We start from the raw sequence: 17566 nt of genomic DNA, 5'->3' as shown, positions 1-17566 counted from the left end.
CCACCGCGCTCCGCTTCTACCTGATGTTGTCAAGGAGTCCGGGAGCCCTCGCGAGGAGGGCGCCCGGAAGCGGGGTCAGTTCCAGGAGAGGACCACATCGTCGGCCTTGACGAACATGATCCGGTGGCCGAACTGGATCTGGTAGTACTTCGTCTTGCCCCGGACCACCTTGTGGGAGGCGGGGTCGATGGTCACCGCCCGGTAGTACTCACCGAGCTGGACGCCGGCGAAGGTGTACTTCTCCCCGGCGGAGAACTTGTACTGCAGGGGCGTGATCGGCTGGTAGGGGATGCTCCCGTCGGCCGGGTAGGCCTCCTGCTCGGGGTAGGCCCTGCCGTACACGGGGACGGTGGCCAGGCCCGGCTTGGGCGTGACGACCAGGCCCATGGACGGGACCGCCGAGGAGGCCTCGAACCAGCCCTTCTGCCCGAGGTACCAGATCGCGACCCAGCCGTCACGGCGCTCGGCGACCGCGTAGCGCTGGCCGGTGGTGGCGCGGGCGCTGTGGTCGTAGACGCTGTAGGTGCCCGGGTTCTTCTTGCCGATGTCCCCGATGAGCGGGGCGTCGGCGCGCGGCTCGGTGCGCAGCCAGACCGTGGAGGCGCTGGTGGGCGGGCAGTCGAGCGCGGGCTGCTTACGGTCGCAGCCGAAGAAGTAGGGCTTGTTGGTGGCGAAGTCCGGCTTGATCATGACCGAGCCGGAGTTGGGGCCGCCGAAGGGGTGCAGGGGCTTGCCGAGGAGCTGGAAGTAGCGGTCCCAGTCCCAGAAGGGCCCGGGGTCCTCGTGCATGCCGCGCACGGTGGTCGGCAGCGTGCCGGGCACGTTGTCGTGGCCGATGATGTGCGCGCGGTCCAGCGGGACCAGGTGCTTCATCGCCAGGTAGCGCACCAGCTTGGCGGAGGTGCGGTACATCGCCTCGGTGTACCAGGAGCCCCGCTCGGCGAGGAAGCCCTCGTGCTCCAGGCCGATGGACTTGGCGTTGATGTACCAGTTGCCGGCCTGCCAGCCGACGTCCTTCGTCTTGATGTGCTGGGCGATGTGGCCGTCGGAGGAACGCAGCGAGTAGTGCCAGCTCGCCGCGCGGGCCGGGTTGAGCAGCAGGTCGATGGACGGGCGCCAGTAGCCCTCCATGTCGTGGATGACGATGTAGTCGACCTTCTGGTTCCACGGCCGGTCGGAGGTGTCGAAGTTGCCGTAGTTGCCGTTGGGCAGTTGCGCCTGCTTGGCCGGGATCCACTCGCAGGAGATCGTCGGCGGGCACTCCACGCCGTCGCGCTGCGGCGGCTTGAGCCCCAGCTTCTCCAGCCACTGCTTGACCGCCTCCAGGGACGGCGCCGGCGGCAGCACGACCCGGTGGCCGTCGTCGGTGGTGCGCTGGACGCCCTGCTTGATGGTGGCGAAGACCTCGTCGGCGAAGAAGCCGGCGGCCTGCTGCTCGGTGGCGCCGGAGTAGCGGGCGACCGCGCCGTACCACTGCGCCGGGTCGTCGCTGAGCGGGGCGCCGAGCGCCTTCTGGTAGGCGGCCAGCAGGGCGGCGCCGCCGCGGATGTTGGCCGCGGGGTCGGTGCGCAGCTTCTCGTGGCTCTCGCCGGTCAGCTCGGCGGCCTTCTCCATGGTGCGCAGCGACTCGGGGATCTCGGTCGCCGGTGGCGCGTCCTGGGCGGGTACGGCGGGGCGGCTCTCGTCGCCTCGCGGGTCCTCGCGCTCGCCTTCCGAGCCGGGTTCCTCGTGGTGGTTGGAGCCGCTGTAGGCGGCGGCGTCGGTGAGGTGCATCGGGCCGAAGCCCGCGTCGGTGCTGGGCCGTCCGGCGTTGGCGTCCCACCGCGACTCCAGGTAGGAGACGCCGAGCAGCACGCTCTCCGGCACCTTGAACTCGGCGGACGCGGCGGCGAAGGCCTGCTGGCGGTCGTCGGGCTCGGCGGCGGAGGCCTGCACGGGCTGGAGGGACAGTAGCGCTAAGGGGAGCACAGCGATCAAGGCTCTGCGCATGAACGCTCCTTGGCTGGGGGTTGGTCGACTCACAGTCTGACCATGCTTTCCTTCATTCGTCGAGTACATTGCGAAGGAATTTTTCAGCCTTTAACGGGTGCGGTCCCCGGTATGCGGCCGGTCATCCCCGGGGCAGGACCGTCCGGCTCCGGCCTCCGCCGGCCGGGTGGTGCTGTTCTACGCTGGGGCGCATGGGTGAGTTCGTACGTGTCGAAGTGGCTGACCGGATCGCGACCATCAGGCTGGACCGGCCGAAGATGAACGCCCTCAACGGGCAGGTCCAGCGGGAGATCGGGGAGAGCGCCCGAGCGGTGTCGGAGGACCCGGCGGTCGCCGCCGTGGTGATCTACGGCGGCGAGCGCGTCTTCGCCGCCGGGGCGGACATCAAGGAGATGGCCGACATGTCCTACGCGGAGATGGCCGCCCACTCCGCGACCCTTCAGGACTGCTTCACCGCCGTGGCGCGCATCGGCAAGCCGGTCATCGCCGCGATCACCGGCTACGCCCTGGGCGGCGGGTGCGAGCTGGCGCTCTGCGCGGACTTCCGGGTGGCGGGGGAGGGCGCCAAGCTCGGCCAGCCGGAGATCCAGCTCGGCATCATCCCCGGCGCGGGCGGCACCCAGCGGCTGCCGCGCCTGGTCGGGCCGGCGAAGGCCAAGGACCTCATCTTCAGCGGGCGGCACGTGAGCGCCGCCGAGGCCCTGGCCATCGGCCTGGTCGACCGGGTGGTGCCGGACGCCGAGGTGTACCAGGCGGCGCTGGAATGGGCCGGCACCTTCGCCGGCGGGCCCGCGGTGGCGCTGCGCGCGGCCAAGCAGGCGATCGACCACGGGCTGGAGGTCGACCTGGACACCGGGCTGGAGATCGAGCGGCTGCAGTTCTCCGGGCTGTTCGCCACGGACGACGCCAAGATCGGCATGCGGGCTTTCGCGGAGAAGACGAAGGCCAAGTTCACCGGCCGCTGAGCATCACCGGCTGCTTGGTTCTCCGGATCATTCCGGTCGTTGAGGGAAAGGGGAGGGCCCGCCGTTGCCGCGGCGGGCCCCGCTGCCGTTGACCTGCCTGCGCGAGCGGCGCCAAGGGCGTCCCCATTCTCCAGGACCGCGCCTCACCCGCCCCAGCGGCCCCGGACATCTGTGAACGCCACCGAACACCGCTGAACAGCACCGAGCGCCGCCGAACCCCAGCAAACGCCACCGAATGGCGATACAGCCTGAATTTGGAAAATCAGCGTCATATGTCGAATTTCGTCCGGTTTTCCGAAGGCCGCGTCCCGGCTGCGGTTTGAGCCATTATGGTGCTCCCGCTCGGCCGAGACAGGGTTGCCGCCCCCGGCCGGCGGATTCGACAAACTCCTGCCTGCGCAAGGCGATATCCGAAAGCGGTGCTGTATGAGCACACAGCTTGCCCCCGTCCCGCCCCGTCGCGGGACCTCCCCGGTCTACCGGCTGATCCTCATCGTCATCCTCCTGGCCTTCGCGCTCGCCGCCCAGGCCGCCGGGATGGCCACCGAGGTGGCGGTCCTGCTGATCAGCACGGCCGGGACCACCGCGCTCCACGTCCTCGGCCGCCCGCTCCCGCGATGAGCTCGGTCAATCCGCGGCTCGTCCTCCGCATCGAGCTGCAGCGGCTGCTGACCCTCCGGGGCCTGTACACCAGCGAGGACGTGGTCCGGGTCACCGGGATGGCGCGGGCCCAGGTCGAACGGGTCCTGAACGGCAACGGGCGGGTGCCGCGCCACCTGCTGGACGAGATCCTCCAGCGGATCGACGCCGTCCAGCCCGAACGCCGTCCCGTCGTGGACGCCTGGCGCCGGCTCGAAGCCGCCCGGGCCGAGACGGAGGCCGCCGCGCCGGAGCCGCCGGAGGCCGCCGACCCGGCGGGGCTGCACCGGCTGCGCGAGGACGCCGCCGGGTACACCCTCAAGCCCAGCCCGCTGACCGCCACGTCGAAGGAGGAGTTTCTGGCGGTGATGCGGGAGTTCCACATCTGGGCGGGGGAGCCGTCCTATCGGGAGATCGCGCTCAAGGCCCGGAAGAGCGTGGGGGCCAGCACGTTGTGCGAGGCGCTCGACCCCAAGCGGCCGCCCCGGCTGCCGACGTTGAAGGTCGTGACCGCGTTCGTCTACGGGTGTGGTGGGGGTGAGGAGGACCTCACCACCTGGACCACCGCCTGGCGTCAGGTCCGCCTGGCCCGCACCGCCGACCCCGCCACCACCGCCCGGCCCCGCTACATCTGACCGGTTTCCCCTTCCCCCTGGCTCGGGAGCTCGCCCGGTTCTCGGGCCGGGGTGGACAGGGGAGAGGGAGGGACCCAGCGGCCACCCAGCGGAGAGGCGGCCACCCGCCGGAGCGGTGGCCGCCCGTGAACCCGGGCCGCCTGGGAACCCGGGCCGCCCGGGGACCGCGGGGCCGCCCCGCTAACTCGGGCCACCCGCCAACCTCGGCCACCCCTGAACCCCCGGCCACGCCCGCCCGGAACCTCTCCTCTGAGGCCGGTTTCTGGGCGGGGGGTACGGGGGTGTGGGGGCCCTTGTAGGGTGACTTGTCATGATGGGCCGCCTTACTCCCTCCCGGGTCCGATCGTGGCTGGACGCCCGGTACGCGGCGAGGATCGAGCTCGCCGAGGCCCGCAAGGAGATCGACGAGCTCCGCGCGAGCGTCGCCGAGCTCCAACGGCAGGTCCAAGCCCTGAGCACGGCCAAGCCGGTGGACCAGGAGGCGAGGCGGCTGGCGACCGAGACCGCCGAGGCGCTCGACGCGCTCCTGCAGAACGAGGTGCTCCTCTGGCAGGCGGTGGAGCGGGCATGAGGGTGTCCTGGCAGTCCGGCACCCTGACCTTCCGCCTGGACGCCGAAGACGAGATCACCGGCGAGGCCGCCGACGGCTACCCGGTCAAGCTGCGCACCAACTCCTGCACGCTCAGGGGCGTCCCGGACGACGCCCACCCCGACCTGTTCGCCGTCGCCGCCTGGACGATCGTGGCCCCCTGGACCCGCAGGCGGATCGTGTTCGACCGGGCGATCTCCGCCGGGCTGGCCGAGGCGCTGCACGCCGGGTGGGGGATCGAGGCCGGGCCGGTGGGTGCGGAGACCCGCCCGGCGGGCCGGACGCTGGCCGTCTCCTACAGCGGCGGGGCCGACTCCGTGGCCGCCGCCGCCATGCTGCCGGACGCGCCGTTCGTGCACTTCCAGCGGGTCTCGCACCCCCGCGTGCCGAACCGCTGGACGCACTACCGCGCCGATGTGCTGGCCAAGCTGGCCCGCGAGACCGGCCGGCCGCTGAGCACGGTCCAGTCCGACCTGGAGTTCACCCTGGCCGAGCCGCGCCCCGGCTACCCCGAGCACCACGCGGTGGCCGCCGGCGCGTTGCTGCTGGCCGACCGGATGGACCTGGGCGGCCTGGCGTTCGGCTACGAGCTGGGCTCGCGCTGGCTCGGCGGCGACCGCTACCTGCTGCGGTACACGCCCGACAACCCGATGTGGGCGCCGCACGGCGCGTGGGGCCGGCTGTTCGCCGCCGCCGGGGTGCACATCGTGCTGCCGGTGGGCGGGGTGAGCGAGGCGGTCACCATGCGCCTGGCACTGGAGTCGCCGCTCAAGGCCCAGGTCCGGTGGTGCCTGCGCGGGTCCGGCGGGCCCTGCCGTACCTGCGGGAAGTGCCTGTACAAGGAGCTCATCCAGGCCGCGGTGGAGCGCCGCCCGCTGGACACCCCGATCACCCCCGAACGCCCCGTGGCGCGCAAGTGGCAGGACCCGCCCCCGTACGGCGGGCAGGAGATGATCGAGTACGGCTGCGCCCGCGTCCCCGGCATCGAGCAGGGCGTCTTCGCTCGCGCGGCGGCGCACCTGGGGGCCACCGAGGAGTCCACGGAGTGGCTGGAGCGCTGCTACCCGCCGGCGATCGAGGAGATCCCCGAGCCGTGGCGCGAGCAGGTGCGCGAGTTCGTGGTGGCGAATGTCGGACTGATGACCCCGGAGCAGGCGCGCCGGGTGGAGGAGTGGGGCGTGTGAGGGTCTACCTGTCGGTCGACATGGAGGGCGTGACCGGGTTGACCGACCCGGAGGAGATGCACGCCGGCAAGCGCGGCTACGAGCGCGGGTGCGAGCTGATGACCGCCGACGCCAACGCCTGCGTCGAGGGCGCGTTCCTGGGTGGGGCGGCCGGCGTGCTGGTCAACGACGCGCACGGCTCGACCAAGAACCTGCGCATCGACCTGCTCGACCCGCGCGCGACGCTGATCCGCGGGCCGGGCAAGGCCCAGCGCATGGCCCACGGGCTCGACTCCTCCTTCGCCGCCGCCTGCTTCGTGGGCTATCACGCCAGGGCCGGGGTGCCGCACGGCGTCCTCAACCACACGTGGATGGGCAAGGAGATCCAGAACGTCTACCTGAACGGGGAGCTCTGCGGCGAGACCCGGCTGGTGGCCGCGTGCGCGGGCTTCCACGGCGTGCCCGTGGTGCTGGTGACCGGGGACGAGGCGGTCGGCGAGGAGGCGCGCGAGCTGCTCGGCGACGTGGAGACGGTGGCGGTCAAGAAGGGTATCGACAAGTTCTCCGCCGAGCTGCTGCCGCCTTCGGTGGCGCAGGCGGCGATCCGGGAGGCGACCGCGCGGGCGCTGGGCCGGTTGAGCGACTTCACGCCCTACACGGTGGCTCCGCCGTACACGCTGGGGGTGGAGTGGAACTCGACGGCGATCGCGGCGGCGGTGTCGCTGGTGCCGGGCGTGAAGGCGGTCGGGGCGCGGGAGACCGAGTTCACCACGGACGACTTCGGCCAGATCATGGCGCTGTTCGGGATCTTCGCCACGATCGGCGGGCAGATCTCGTGCGGCAGCGGTCCCTATGGGTGAGCTGACCCGGCGGGGCCTGCTGGTCGGGATCGGCGCGGCGGGCGGGGCCGGGGCGATGTACGCGGCGATGGGGGCGCTCGGGCTGGCCCCCGCCGAGCAGGAGCGGAGCTTCACCCCGCCGCAGGCGGGCGATTTCACGCTGCGCGGGCGCTCCAGCGCGAGCGTGGTGATCCTGGGCGCGGGCGTGGCCGGGCTGACCGCCGCCTACGAGCTGGGCAAAGCGGGCTACGACTGCACGATCCTGGAGGCGCGGCCCAAGGCGGGCGGGCGCAGCCTCACGCTGCGCGGCGGCGACCGGCTGACCGAGGCCGGCGGGCAGGCGCAGGACGTGCGCTTCGGCGAGGGCGCCTACTTCAACGCCGGGCCGGGGCGGATCGCGCCCTGGATGGTCACCATGGACTACTGCCGCGAGCTGGGCGTGCCCATCGAGACCTTCGTCAACAACAACGCGGCCGCCTACGTGCACACCAACGGGGTGACCGTGCGGGCGCGGACCGCCCGCGCCGACCTGTACGGCTACATCTCCGAGCTGCTGGCCAAGGCGACCGACGCCGGGCGGCTCGACCGCAGGCTGACGGCGGAGGACCGCGAGCGGCTGCTGGAGTTCCTGCGCCGCTTCGGCGACCTCGGGCCCAAGCTCGACTACGAGGGCTCGCCGCGCCGCGGCTTCCTGGAGTCGCCCGACATCGACGGCGGCGTCCCGATCGAGGGGCCCGGCTCACTGCGCCAGGTGCTGGCCGCCGGGACCGGCCGGGCGATCACGAACGACTTCGGCTACGACCAGGCGACCCCGATGTTCCAGCCGGTCGGCGGCATGGACGCCATCGTCACCGCGCTGCTCGACCGGGTCGGCGCCGGCCGCGTCCGGACCGGGATCAAGGTCACCAAGATCACCAGCCTGGCGGACGGCGTCGAGGTCGAGTGGGCCGGCGGCCGGCTGAAGGCCGACTACTGCGTCGCCGCGCTGCCGCCGCACATCCTGGCCAAGATCCCGCACAACCTCGGCGCCCAGGTCGGCGCCGCGCTGGCCACGCCGGTGCCGGTGGCCGCGGGCAAGATCGGGCTGGAGTACGGCAGGCGCTGGTGGGAGCTGGAGGACCGGATCTACGGCGGGGTGACCGAGACCGATCTCGACATCACCCACATCTGGTACCCCTCGCACGGCTACCACGGCAAGACCGGCATCGTGGTCGGCTACTACGCCACCGAGGAGCACGCCGAGCTGTACGGCGCGCTCACCCCCGAGGACCGCAGGCGCCGCGCGCTCACCCAGGGCAAGAAGATCCACGGCGACAAGTACCGGAACGACCTGCTGTCCAGCGTCTCGATCGCCTGGGAGCGCCAGGAGCACATCATGGGCGGCTGGGTGCGCTGGCCCAGCATTGATTCGTCCTTCACTCTTCTGCAACGCCCCGCCGGAAGGGTGTACTTCGCCGGTGACTGGCTGACCCATCTGATCGCCTGGCAGGCCGGTGCGATGGAGTCGGCCAGGAGCGCGGTGACCCAGTTGCACCAGCGCGCGCTGCAGTCCCCCTGATCGCGCGCACGCGTCCCTGGGTACGGCGTAGGGTCCCAAGCGGGAGCGGCAACTCTCCCAACCGACGGGAAAGGGGACACGATGTCGCTGGTGTGGACGCCGGCCGCGGACCGGCTCGACCTGCTCGCCGAGCCGGTGGCCAAGGCGGTGCTGGATCTCGACGGCGTCCGGGTGGCGGAGATCGACCCGGGGCTCGCCGACACCGCCGCCTTCTGCGAGCACTACGGGGTGCGGATGGAGGACGGCGCCAACTGCGTGGTGGTGGCCGCCAAGCGGGGTGGCCAGACGATGTACGCGGCCTGCATGGTGCTCGGCTCGATGCGCATCGACGTCAACGGCGTGGTCCGCAAGCGGCTGGACGCGCGTAAGGCCAGCTTCGCCCCGATGAGCGAGGCGGTCGAGCTGACCGGCATGGAGTACGGCGGGATCACCCCGCTGGGACTGCCCGAGGGCTGGCCGATCCTGGTGGACTCGGCGGTGGCGGCCCATCCCGGCCTGGTGATCGGCAGCGGCGTGCGCCACTCGAAACTGTCGGTGCCGGGCGCGACACTGGCGGGGCTGCCGGGAGCAGAGGTCTTGACCTTGGCGAGCTGACCGTGACCAATGTGAGACCGTCGATTGGGAAACCGACGGTGCCGACCCGAACGTTAAGCAAGTGGGAATGTGACCTCATGGTTCATCTCTGGGTGAGGTTTAAGCCGGTATGGTGCTTCATGCCATGAATCAGGACGACCGACTAGGCCCGTACCGCCTGCTCAGGCGGCTCGGCGAAGGCGGCATGGGTGTGGTCCACCTCGCCGTCGACTCGCAGGGCCGGCAGGTGGCCGTCAAGGTCCTGCGCTCGGAGGTGGCCGGCGACGACGTCGCGCGGCGGCGTCTGTCGCGTGAGGTCGAGACGATGCGGCGCGCGCGCAGCAAGTTCATCGCCGAGGTGCTCGACGCCGACGTGACCGGGCACCGCCCGTACATCGTGACCCGCTACGTCCCCGGCCGCCCGCTCGACGAGATCGTCAAGGAGGACGGCCCCCTCGACCTGCCCGCGCTCATCCGCCTGGCGCACGGCGTGGCCTCGGCGCTCTCCTCCGTGCACGCCGTCGGCGTCATCCACCGTGACCTCAAGCCCGGCAACGTGCTGCTGCTCGACGGGCAGCCGGTGCTCATCGACTTCGGCATCGCCCAGGCGGTCGACGCCACCCGGCTCACCCAGACCGGCATGTTCATCGGCACCCCCCAGTACCTCGCGCCCGAGATCATCGAGGGACACGAGGCGGGTCCCGAGGTGGACGTGCACGCCTGGGCCGGCACGCTGCTGTTCGCGGCCACCGGCCAGCCGCCCTTCGGCAAGGGCACGCTGGAGATGATCTTCTACAACATCACCGCCGGCAAGGCCGATGTGAGTGCCGCGCCGTCCCAGCTCCAGCCGCTGCTCAAGGCGGCTTTCCAGCGCAACCCGGCCAAGCGGCCCAAGGCCGCCGAGCTGGCCGAGCAGACCGCGTTGCTGATGCCGCGCCAGCCCGGCGTGCCGGACGAGGTGTCGACTGTGCCGCGGGCCGACCGCCGGATCACCGAGGCGCCGCCGATGCCGCCCGCGCCGTCGGGCGGGCCGTACGTCTCGCTGCTGCCCGGGCAGGGCCAGCCGCACGCCGGCCAGCCCGCGCCGCACCCGTCCGGCCCGCACCAGCCGCTCCAGCATCCGGGCGGCCCCCACCAGCCCGTCCAGCAGTCCTCCGGCCCCTACCCGCCCGTCCAGCACCCCGGCGGCCCGCTCCCCGGCAGCCACCAGGGGACAGGCCCGGGCGGCCACCAGCCCACCGGCCCCGGAGGTCACCAGCCCACCGGGCCGGGTGGTCACCAGCCCACGGGTCCGGGAGGTCACCAGCCGACCGGTCCGAGCGGTCACCAGGCGACCGGTCCGGGTGGTCAGCACGCCACGGGGCCGGGTGGTCAGCACCCGTCCGGGCTGCAGCAGGCTCCCGGGCAGGCCCAGCCCTACCCGCCGCAGGCGCCGCACCAGCCGGGCCGCCAGCAGACCGGGCCGGGCGCCGGCGACCCCTTCCCCACCCGCAGGGTCAGCCCCGAGGAGATGCGCCAGGTCCGCGAGGAGCACCAGCAGGGCTGGCCGCAGCAGGCCGCGCCCATGCCCGGCTACGACGTCCCCACCCGGCGCGTCCGCACCGACCTGCCCGAGTACGGCAGGCCGCCCTCGCCCTACGCGGCCCAGCCCCAGACCCCCTATCCGCCGGAACCCCCCACCAAGCGCGAGCCGTACATCCCGTCGGTCCGCCCGGGCAACGCGCTGCAGTACTCCCGTGCCTACGCGGTGACCGGCGCGATGATGCTGATCATCATGATCGTGCTCGCCGCGCTCGCCCCGGTGATCGTGGCGGCCGTGGCCATCCCGGTCGCGGTGCTGCTGCGCGCGGCCGACCTGGCCCAGGCCCAGCTCGCCGGCCGGCGCGGCGGCGGCAGCGCGGCGCTCGACGTGCTGCGCGTGTTCGCCCACCCCCAGGCGCTGCTCAAGTCGCTGGGCGTCACCCTGGCGCTCACCCTCTACGCGGCCATCCTCGGGCTCCCGGTCACCCTCCTGCTCACCGTGGTGCTCAAGATGGACTCGGCGAACGCCCTGGCCTGGGGCGTCGCGGTGGCGCTCTGGACCGTCTGCGCCGGACCCGGCGTCGAGGGCCCGAGCCGCCAGATGCGCAGAACGCTCGCCTCCCTCGTACCCTCGAGGCAGGTGGCCATGGTGCTCGCGGGCGTCCTGGCCGCCGTCGCGGCCGGCTCGTTGTGGCTGGCGTACGGCACGGCGGATAAAAATTCCGGTCGAGAGGCGAACTGGAACCCGGTCAACGTGGATCTCATCACTGGGAAGCTCGATGGGCTCAGAGGGGGAGATGACGGCTAGATGAGCACAGGCAACACCCAAGCACCCGAACGGCTAGGTCCGTACCGTCTGGTCAGGAAGATCGGCGAAGGTGGCATGGGCGTTGTCCACCTCGGTCTCGACGAGGCCGGCAGGGAAGTCGCCATCAAGGTGCTGCATCCGCACGTGGCCGCCGACCTGAAGGCCAGGGACCGGTTGATCCGCGAGGTCGAGACGATGCGCCGCGTGCGCAGCCCGTTCGTGGCCTCCGTGCTCGACGCCGAGCTGGTGGGCGGCCAGCCGTACGTGGTGACCAGATTCGCCCCCGGGCGCACGCTGGAGGACACCGTCCTGGCCGACGGGCCGCTGGAGGCCCGCGAGCTGATCCGCCTGGCGCAGGGGCTGTGCCAGGCGCTCGTGGCGATCCACGCGGCCGACGTCATCCACCGCGACTTCAAGCCGTCCAACGTCATGCTGGTCAACGGCGAGCCGCTGGTCATCGACTTCGGCATCGCGCACCTGGTCAACGCCACCAGGCTCACCCAGACCGGGATGTTCGTCGGGACGCCGGGCTACCTGGCCCCGGAGATCATCCGGGATGCCGAGATCACCCAGAAGGCCGACGTGCACGCGCTGGCCTCCACCGTCTTCTTCGCCGCCACGGGGGTGCCGCCGTTCGGCACGGGCGCCTTCGAGGTGGTCTGTTACAACATCATGGAAGGGCGCCCGCAGATCGACAAGGCGCCGGTGTGGCTGCGCGGCTGGCTCAGCCGGGCGCTGGCGGTCGACGTCGACGACCGGCCGGGCGCGCAGGAGCTGCTGCGCATGGCGCGGGCGCTCGACCCGCGGGTCACCACCTTCAACGAGGCGCCGCCGCCGCGGTCGGGCACCAAGGTGCTGCCCAGTGCGCCGGCCGAGCCCGGCAGGGGCGCCAAGTCCGGCAAGCCGGTCAAGCCGACCTACTCCGACGTGTTGCCGCCGGTCGAGTACGGCCGCGCGCCCGCCCAGCCGCGCCCGCAGAAGCCGGTCAAGCAGTCGCGGCAGGACAAGGCGGCCCGGCAGGACAAACCGCCGCCCTACGTGCCCGCCCCGGCGGTGGCGAGGTCGGCCCCGCCGCCCTATGCCGACCAGCGGGTGGCCGGGTATCCGGCGCCGCAGGCCGCGCCGCGGCCCTACACGCCGCCGGCCTACACCCCGCCGCGCGAGCGCAAGAAGTACCTCGTCGGCAGCCAGCTCGTCGGCGGGCTGCTGCTGGCCGTGCTGATCGGGCTGACCGTCATGATGCCGGTGACCTTCGGCGTCACCGCGCTGGCGCTCGCGCTGGTGCTGCGGATGGGCGAGTACCTCTTCGGCGACCTGGTCCAGCGCCGCCAGCTCCGTGGCGGCGGCAGCGCGGCCGACCCGCTGCTCGTCATCGTCGGCACCCCGTGGGCGCTGGTCAAGGCGGTGGGCGTGACCGTGGCGCACTCGCTGCTCGCGGTGCTCGGCGGCTTCTGCGTCTACGGCATCGCCAAATGGGGCGGCGGCTTCGACGTGAACCAGTCGGTGGCCTACGCCGCCGGGGCGTTCACCGCCGGGTTGTTCGTGCTGCCCGGCTCAGGGGCGCCGCGCAAGGCGGTGACCCGCTCGCTCACCTCGGTGCTGCGCAGCCCGGGCGCGGCGCTCGTCGCGGCGGTGCTGGCCGGCACGGCGGCGGTGATGGTGGTGATGTTCGCGATGGGCCAGGAGCCGTCCTGGGAGCCGTGGCGGGCACCTGAGACGGTCATCCGCGAGCTGACCCGCAGCGCGCGGGAGAGCACGATGGGCCTGATCACGGGCCTGCTCGACGATCTGCTGCGAAATCTAGGCCTCGGGTTCCTTTCACCCTGGTCCTGACGGGGCAGGAGGAGGGGTATGCGGGAGACCTTGGGCCCCTACCGGCTGCTGTCCGAGCTGGGGGCCGGCGGCTTCGGACAGGTGCATCTGGCGCTCGACCCCGAGGGCCGGACCGTGGCGATCAAACTGCTGCATCCGCAGGTCGCCGGCGACCCCTCGGCGCTGGCCAGGCTCGCCCGCGAGGTCGAGACGATGCGGCTGGTGCGGGGGCCGCACGTGGCGGAGGTGCTGGACGCCTCGCTCGACTCCGCCGAGCCGTACCTGGTGACCAGGTACGTGCAGGGCCGCCCGCTGTCGGCGGTCACGCTCCCGATGCCCGACCTGCCGCGGCTGGCCAAGGGGCTGGCCGAGGCGTTGCTGGCGATGCACGAGGCGGGGGTCGTGCACCGCGACCTCAAGCCGGCCAACGTGGTGATCTCCGAGGGCGATCCGGTGGTGATCGACTTCGGCATCGCCCGGGCCTTCGACTCCCTGGCCGCGACCGCGCCCGGCGCGGTGATCGGCACCCCCGGCTACCTGGCCCCCGAGGTGATCGAGGGCCGGCCCGCCGGTCCGGCCGCCGACGTCTTCTCCTTCGGGGCGACGCTCGCCTACGCCGCCACCGGCCGCCACCCGTACGGCGACGGCCCGCTGTCGGCCGTGGCCTACCGCGTGGTGCACCACGAGCCCGACCTGGAGGGCACGCCCGAGTGGCTGGAGCCCCTGCTCCTGGAGTGCCTGCGCCGCGACCCGGCGGCCCGGCCGACCGCGGCGCAGATCTGCGCCCGGCTCGGTGCCGACGCCCCCGTCCTGGTCGGTACGGCGGAGCCGCCCGTGGCCGTGCACCGCGAGCTCGACGAGCTGGCGACCACCGAGTGGCGGCCGGAGAAGAAGGCCCGGCCCCGCTCCATCGAGGAGACCCGCGAGCGGCACCGCGAGAAGGTGCGCCGGCGCTGGGTGATCGGCTCGGGCCTGTTCGTCTCGCTGCTGGCCGCGGCGGCCCGTGCGCCGCTTCCGGAGGCCTCGCTCTTCCTGATCTCGGCCTACTCGCTGGTCGTGCTGGTCGACGCCGGGGTGGCGCTGGCCTCGCGCAGCGCGCTGAAGCGGGGCAGGATCGTGGTGGACCTGGCCGGGATCTTCGGGACCGGGGCGTTGTGGCTGGTGATGAGCAGCGTGTTCAGCCCGCTCACGCTGGGGCTGTTCGCGATCACCGCGCTGGTCGTGGCGGTCGTCTTCCTGCTGAGCGCGTGAGGGTGGTGGCGGGTGTTTCGCCACCGAGCGCGTAGAATATTGTTCTAGCGGGCTGCCTGCCGTACGACCTGCCGGTTTGCGGTGAAGCTACCCATGGGTAACATAACGGGCGTGGCCTCCGGGCCACCCCCTGTCACGGGCCCCCGGGGAGACCTGGCAGTCTGTGGTGCAGCACTAGGGCACATTCCGAGCATGCGATAACGGGAGGTCGGCTACCGGCCATGAACATCGTCGTCTGCGTGAAGCAGGTCCCCGACACGGCGACCGAGCGCAAGCTCCGGTCGGATGACAAGACGCTCGACCGCGACGCCGCCGACGGCGTGGTGAACGAGCTTGACGAGTACGCGGTCGAAGAGGCCCTCAAGCTCAAGGAAGCCCATGGCGGTGAGGTCACCGTCCTCACCATGGGCCCCGGCAAGGCCACCGAGACCATCCGCAAGGCCCTGGCCATGGGCGCCGACAAGGCCGTGCACCTCAGCGACGACGCGCTGCACGGCTCCGACGCGGTGGGCACCTCCTACGCCATGGCGCAGGCGCTCGGCCGGATCGGTTTCGACCTGGTGATCCTCGGCTCCGAGTCCACCGACGCGCGCACCGGCATGCTGGCCGCGATGCTCGCCGAGCGCCTCGGCGTGCCCCAGCTCACGCTGGCCAACAAGGTCGAGATCGGCAAGGGCGGCATCGCCATCCAGCGCCTCACCGACTACGGCTACGACAAGGTCGAGGCCACGCTGCCCGCCGTCGTCTCCGTGGTCGAGAAGATCAACGAGCCGCGCTACCCGTCCTTCAAGGGCATCATGGCGGCCAAGAAGAAGCCGGTCGAGACCCTCTCGGTCGCCGACGCCGGCATCGACGCCTCGCAGGTCGGCCTGTCCGCGGCCTGGTCCGAGGTCGTCGACTTCGCCGCCGCCCCGCCGCGGGCCGCGGGCACGATCGTCAAGGACGAGGGCGACGGCGGCGCCAAGCTGGCCGACTTCCTCGCGTCGAAGAAGTTCATCTGAGAACGGGGGTTTGCTGTCAATGTCGGAAATTCTCGTACTCGTTGAGCACGTCGACGGCGAGGTCAAGAAGGTCACCCTCGAGCTGCTGACCCTGGCCCGCTCGCTCGGCACGCCCGCCGCCGTCTGGGCCGGTCCCGGCTTCTCCGCCACCGCCTCCGCGCGGCTGAAGGAGTACGGCGCGGACAAGATCTACGTCGCCGACTCCGCCGAGATCGTCGACTTCGTCGTCGCGCCGAAGGCCGAGCTGCTGGCTCAGCTCGTCGGCTCCGCCGCCCCGGCCGCCGTGCTGGTCGCGGCCACGGCCGAGGGCAAGGAGATCGCCGGTCGCCTGGCGGTCAAGACCGAGTCCGGCGTCATCACCGACGCCGTCGGCCTCGGCGAGGGCTTCGTCGCCGACCAGTCGATCTTCGGTGGCGGCGTCAACGTGCACTCGCGCGTGACCAAGGGCACCCCGATCGTCGCGGTCCGCCCCAACTCCACCCAGCCCGTCGCCGCCGCAGGCGCCGGTGCGGAGGAACAGGTCACCGTCGCGCTGTCGGACGGCGCCCGCGCCGCCCGCATCGTCGACCGGGTCAAGCAGGAGAAGGGCGCCCGCCCCGAGCTCACCGAGGCGGCCATCGTCGTCTCCGGCGGGCGCGGTGTCGGCTCGGCCGAGAACTTCTCGGTCATCGAGGGCCTGGCCGACGCGCTCGGCGCGGCCGTCGGCGCCTCCCGCGCGGCCACCGACGCCGGCTGGTACCCGCACCAGTTCCAGGTCGGCCAGACCGGCAAGACCGTCTCGCCGCAGCTCTACATCGCGGCCGGCATCTCCGGCGCCATCCAGCACCGGGCCGGCATGCAGACCGCCAAGACCATCGTGGCGATCAACAAGGACCCCGAGGCTCCGATCTTCGAGCTGGCCGACTACGGCGTGGTGGGCGACCTCCACCAGATCGTGCCGCAGCTCACCGACGAGGTCGGCAAGCGCAAGTAGCACGACGCCCGCGAGGCCCGGAGGCACGCCGCCTCCGGGCCTCGCGGCGTCGTCAGCCCTTCGGGCAGAAGACCTCGACCGCCAGCCCCATGACCTCGGCGGTCGAGGGGTTGCGCGTCGACGGGTTGATCGACAGGGTCAGCGACCGGCCCGAGTCGGCGCGGAAGGCGAAGGTCAGGTAGCCGATCAGCTCGCCGCTGTGCCCCCAGACCGTCCCGCAGGGCAGGGCGTAGGCCTGCAGGCCGAGCCCGTAGCCGAAGCCCGCGCCGGTCTCGACGGTCGTCCGCATCGCCCGCAGCGACTCCGCGCTGATCAGCTTGCCGCCCAGCAACGCGCCCATGAACCGGTCGAGGTCGGCCGTGGTCGAGATCATCTCGCCGGCCGCCCAGTCGAGGGAGGGGTTCATCCGCGTGGCGTCCACCAGGTCGGGCAGCGGCTCGTACCCCTTGGCATGTGGCGCGGGCAGGCCCGGCCGGTCGCCCGGCACCAGCGTGTGGCGCAGCCCCAGCGGCCGCAGGATCCGCCGCGAGACCTCCTCCCCGTACGGCCGGCCGGTCAGCTTCTCGATCAGCAGTCCGAGCACGACGTAGTTGGTGTTGGAGTAGTGCCACTTGCCGTCGTCGGGCAGCTTCTTGGCGAAGGCCACCTTGAGCAGCTCCCGAGGCTGGTAGGAGCGGAAGCGCTCGGCCCCACGCCAGCGGTTGGTCGAGTACCCCGGCTCGCTCATGTAGTCGTACAGCCGGCTGGTGTGGTTGAGCAGCTCGCGCACGCTGATCTCCGCGCCACCGGGCACCAGGCCGGGCAGGTGGCGCTCGATCGGGTCGTCGAGGCCGACCTCGCCCTCGTCCACGAGCTGGAGCAGCACGGTCGCGACGAAGGTCTTGGTGACGCTGCCGATGCGGAAGTGCCCGTTCGGGGCCGGGCGCCCGCCCCGGTCGAGATCGCGCACCCCGGCCGTGCCGGTCCACGTCCGCCCGCCGTCCGAGACCCGGGCCAGGGCGGCGGTGGCGCCCTTGGCGTCCACGATCCGCTGGAGGTCGGCGCTGAGGCCGCCGCCCGGCCCGGTCATCGCCACAGCCGCCGCCACCAGGGCGTTCATCAGGGTGTTCATCATGGGGACCACGCTAGGGAGCGGCGGTTCGCGGCAGAATGCGGTGCGCCGCCCACTCCTGCTGGGGAAAACCACAGGGTGAGCGATGAGTTTCCGCCCGGGCCCGGGTCTTCCCCTGCGACGGCAACGAACTGGAGGG

The 17566-nt window shown here is 72.2% G+C and carries 15 protein-coding genes; 13 read left to right on the top strand and 2 right to left on the bottom strand.

The window, feature by feature from the left end:
* Positions 1-75: 75 nt before the first annotated feature.
* Positions 76-1989: an N-acetylmuramoyl-L-alanine amidase gene (locus AB0I67_RS22240; RefSeq protein ID WP_357926559.1), complete on the bottom strand. Its 1914-nt coding sequence runs from the start codon at positions 1987-1989 to the stop codon at positions 76-78.
* Between the two features lie 191 nt (positions 1990-2180).
* On the opposite strand from AB0I67_RS22240, the gene AB0I67_RS22235 reads away from it, so the two are divergent.
* From AB0I67_RS22235 to AB0I67_RS22175, 13 genes are all read left to right on the top strand, one after another.
* Positions 2181-2954, top strand: a complete 774-nt coding sequence (locus AB0I67_RS22235; protein ID WP_357926556.1) for an enoyl-CoA hydratase-related protein — start codon at positions 2181-2183, stop codon at positions 2952-2954.
* A gap of 426 nt (positions 2955-3380) precedes the next feature.
* Positions 3381-3575, top strand: coding sequence for a hypothetical protein (locus tag AB0I67_RS22230; protein ID WP_357926554.1), 195 nt, complete (start codon positions 3381-3383; stop codon positions 3573-3575).
* Positions 3572-4228, top strand: a complete 657-nt coding sequence (locus tag AB0I67_RS22225; protein ID WP_357926551.1) for a hypothetical protein — start codon at positions 3572-3574, stop codon at positions 4226-4228. Before AB0I67_RS22230 ends, AB0I67_RS22225 begins: the two co-directional genes overlap by 4 nt.
* 310 nt (positions 4229-4538) lie before the next feature.
* Positions 4539-4799, top strand: a complete 261-nt coding sequence (locus AB0I67_RS22220) for a hypothetical protein (protein ID WP_357926548.1) — start codon at positions 4539-4541, stop codon at positions 4797-4799.
* A complete protein-coding gene (locus AB0I67_RS22215) occupies positions 4796-6001 on the top strand; it encodes a DUF6395 domain-containing protein (RefSeq protein WP_357926546.1) in 1206 nt (401 codons plus the stop codon). The genes AB0I67_RS22220 and AB0I67_RS22215 overlap by 4 nt, the downstream gene beginning before the upstream one ends.
* On the top strand, positions 5998-6840 hold the full coding sequence (locus AB0I67_RS22210) for a M55 family metallopeptidase (protein ID WP_357926544.1): 843 nt from the start codon (positions 5998-6000) through the stop codon (positions 6838-6840). Before AB0I67_RS22215 ends, AB0I67_RS22210 begins: the two co-directional genes overlap by 4 nt.
* Entirely contained in the window at positions 6833-8377 is a 1545-nt protein-coding gene (locus tag AB0I67_RS22205; RefSeq protein ID WP_357926543.1) for an FAD-dependent oxidoreductase, read from the top strand. The genes AB0I67_RS22210 and AB0I67_RS22205 overlap by 8 nt, the downstream gene beginning before the upstream one ends.
* Before the next feature lie 81 nt (positions 8378-8458).
* Positions 8459-8971: a YbaK/EbsC family protein gene (locus tag AB0I67_RS22200; protein WP_357926541.1), complete on the top strand. Its 513-nt coding sequence runs from the start codon at positions 8459-8461 to the stop codon at positions 8969-8971.
* A gap of 124 nt (positions 8972-9095) precedes the next feature.
* Complete coding sequence (locus AB0I67_RS22195) at positions 9096-11279, top strand: protein kinase (protein WP_357926539.1); 2184 nt, start codon at positions 9096-9098, stop codon at positions 11277-11279.
* Complete coding sequence (locus tag AB0I67_RS22190) at positions 11280-13112, top strand: serine/threonine-protein kinase (RefSeq protein WP_357926536.1); 1833 nt, start codon at positions 11280-11282, stop codon at positions 13110-13112.
* Between the two features lie 18 nt (positions 13113-13130).
* Positions 13131-14342: a serine/threonine-protein kinase gene (locus tag AB0I67_RS22185; RefSeq protein ID WP_357926534.1), complete on the top strand. Its 1212-nt coding sequence runs from the start codon at positions 13131-13133 to the stop codon at positions 14340-14342.
* 221 nt (positions 14343-14563) lie between these two features.
* Positions 14564-15343 carry an electron transfer flavoprotein subunit beta/FixA family protein gene (locus AB0I67_RS22180; RefSeq protein ID WP_357926530.1) on the top strand — a complete coding sequence of 260 codons (780 nt, stop codon included), beginning with the start codon at positions 14564-14566 and terminating at the stop codon, positions 15341-15343.
* 19 nt (positions 15344-15362) lie between these two features.
* A complete protein-coding gene (locus AB0I67_RS22175) occupies positions 15363-16316 on the top strand; it encodes an electron transfer flavoprotein subunit alpha/FixB family protein (protein WP_357926528.1) in 954 nt (317 codons plus the stop codon).
* A 52-nt stretch (positions 16317-16368) separates the two neighbouring features.
* On the opposite strand, the gene AB0I67_RS22170 is transcribed toward AB0I67_RS22175, so the two are convergent.
* Positions 16369-17430: a serine hydrolase domain-containing protein gene (locus AB0I67_RS22170; RefSeq protein WP_357926526.1), complete on the bottom strand. Its 1062-nt coding sequence runs from the start codon at positions 17428-17430 to the stop codon at positions 16369-16371.
* Between the last annotated feature and the right edge of the window lie 136 nt (positions 17431-17566).

Source organism: Nonomuraea sp. NPDC050310 (assembly GCF_040655795.1).
Classification (GTDB): domain Bacteria; phylum Actinomycetota; class Actinomycetes; order Streptosporangiales; family Streptosporangiaceae; genus Nonomuraea.
This window is presented reverse-complemented; position numbering and strand designations above follow the sequence as displayed.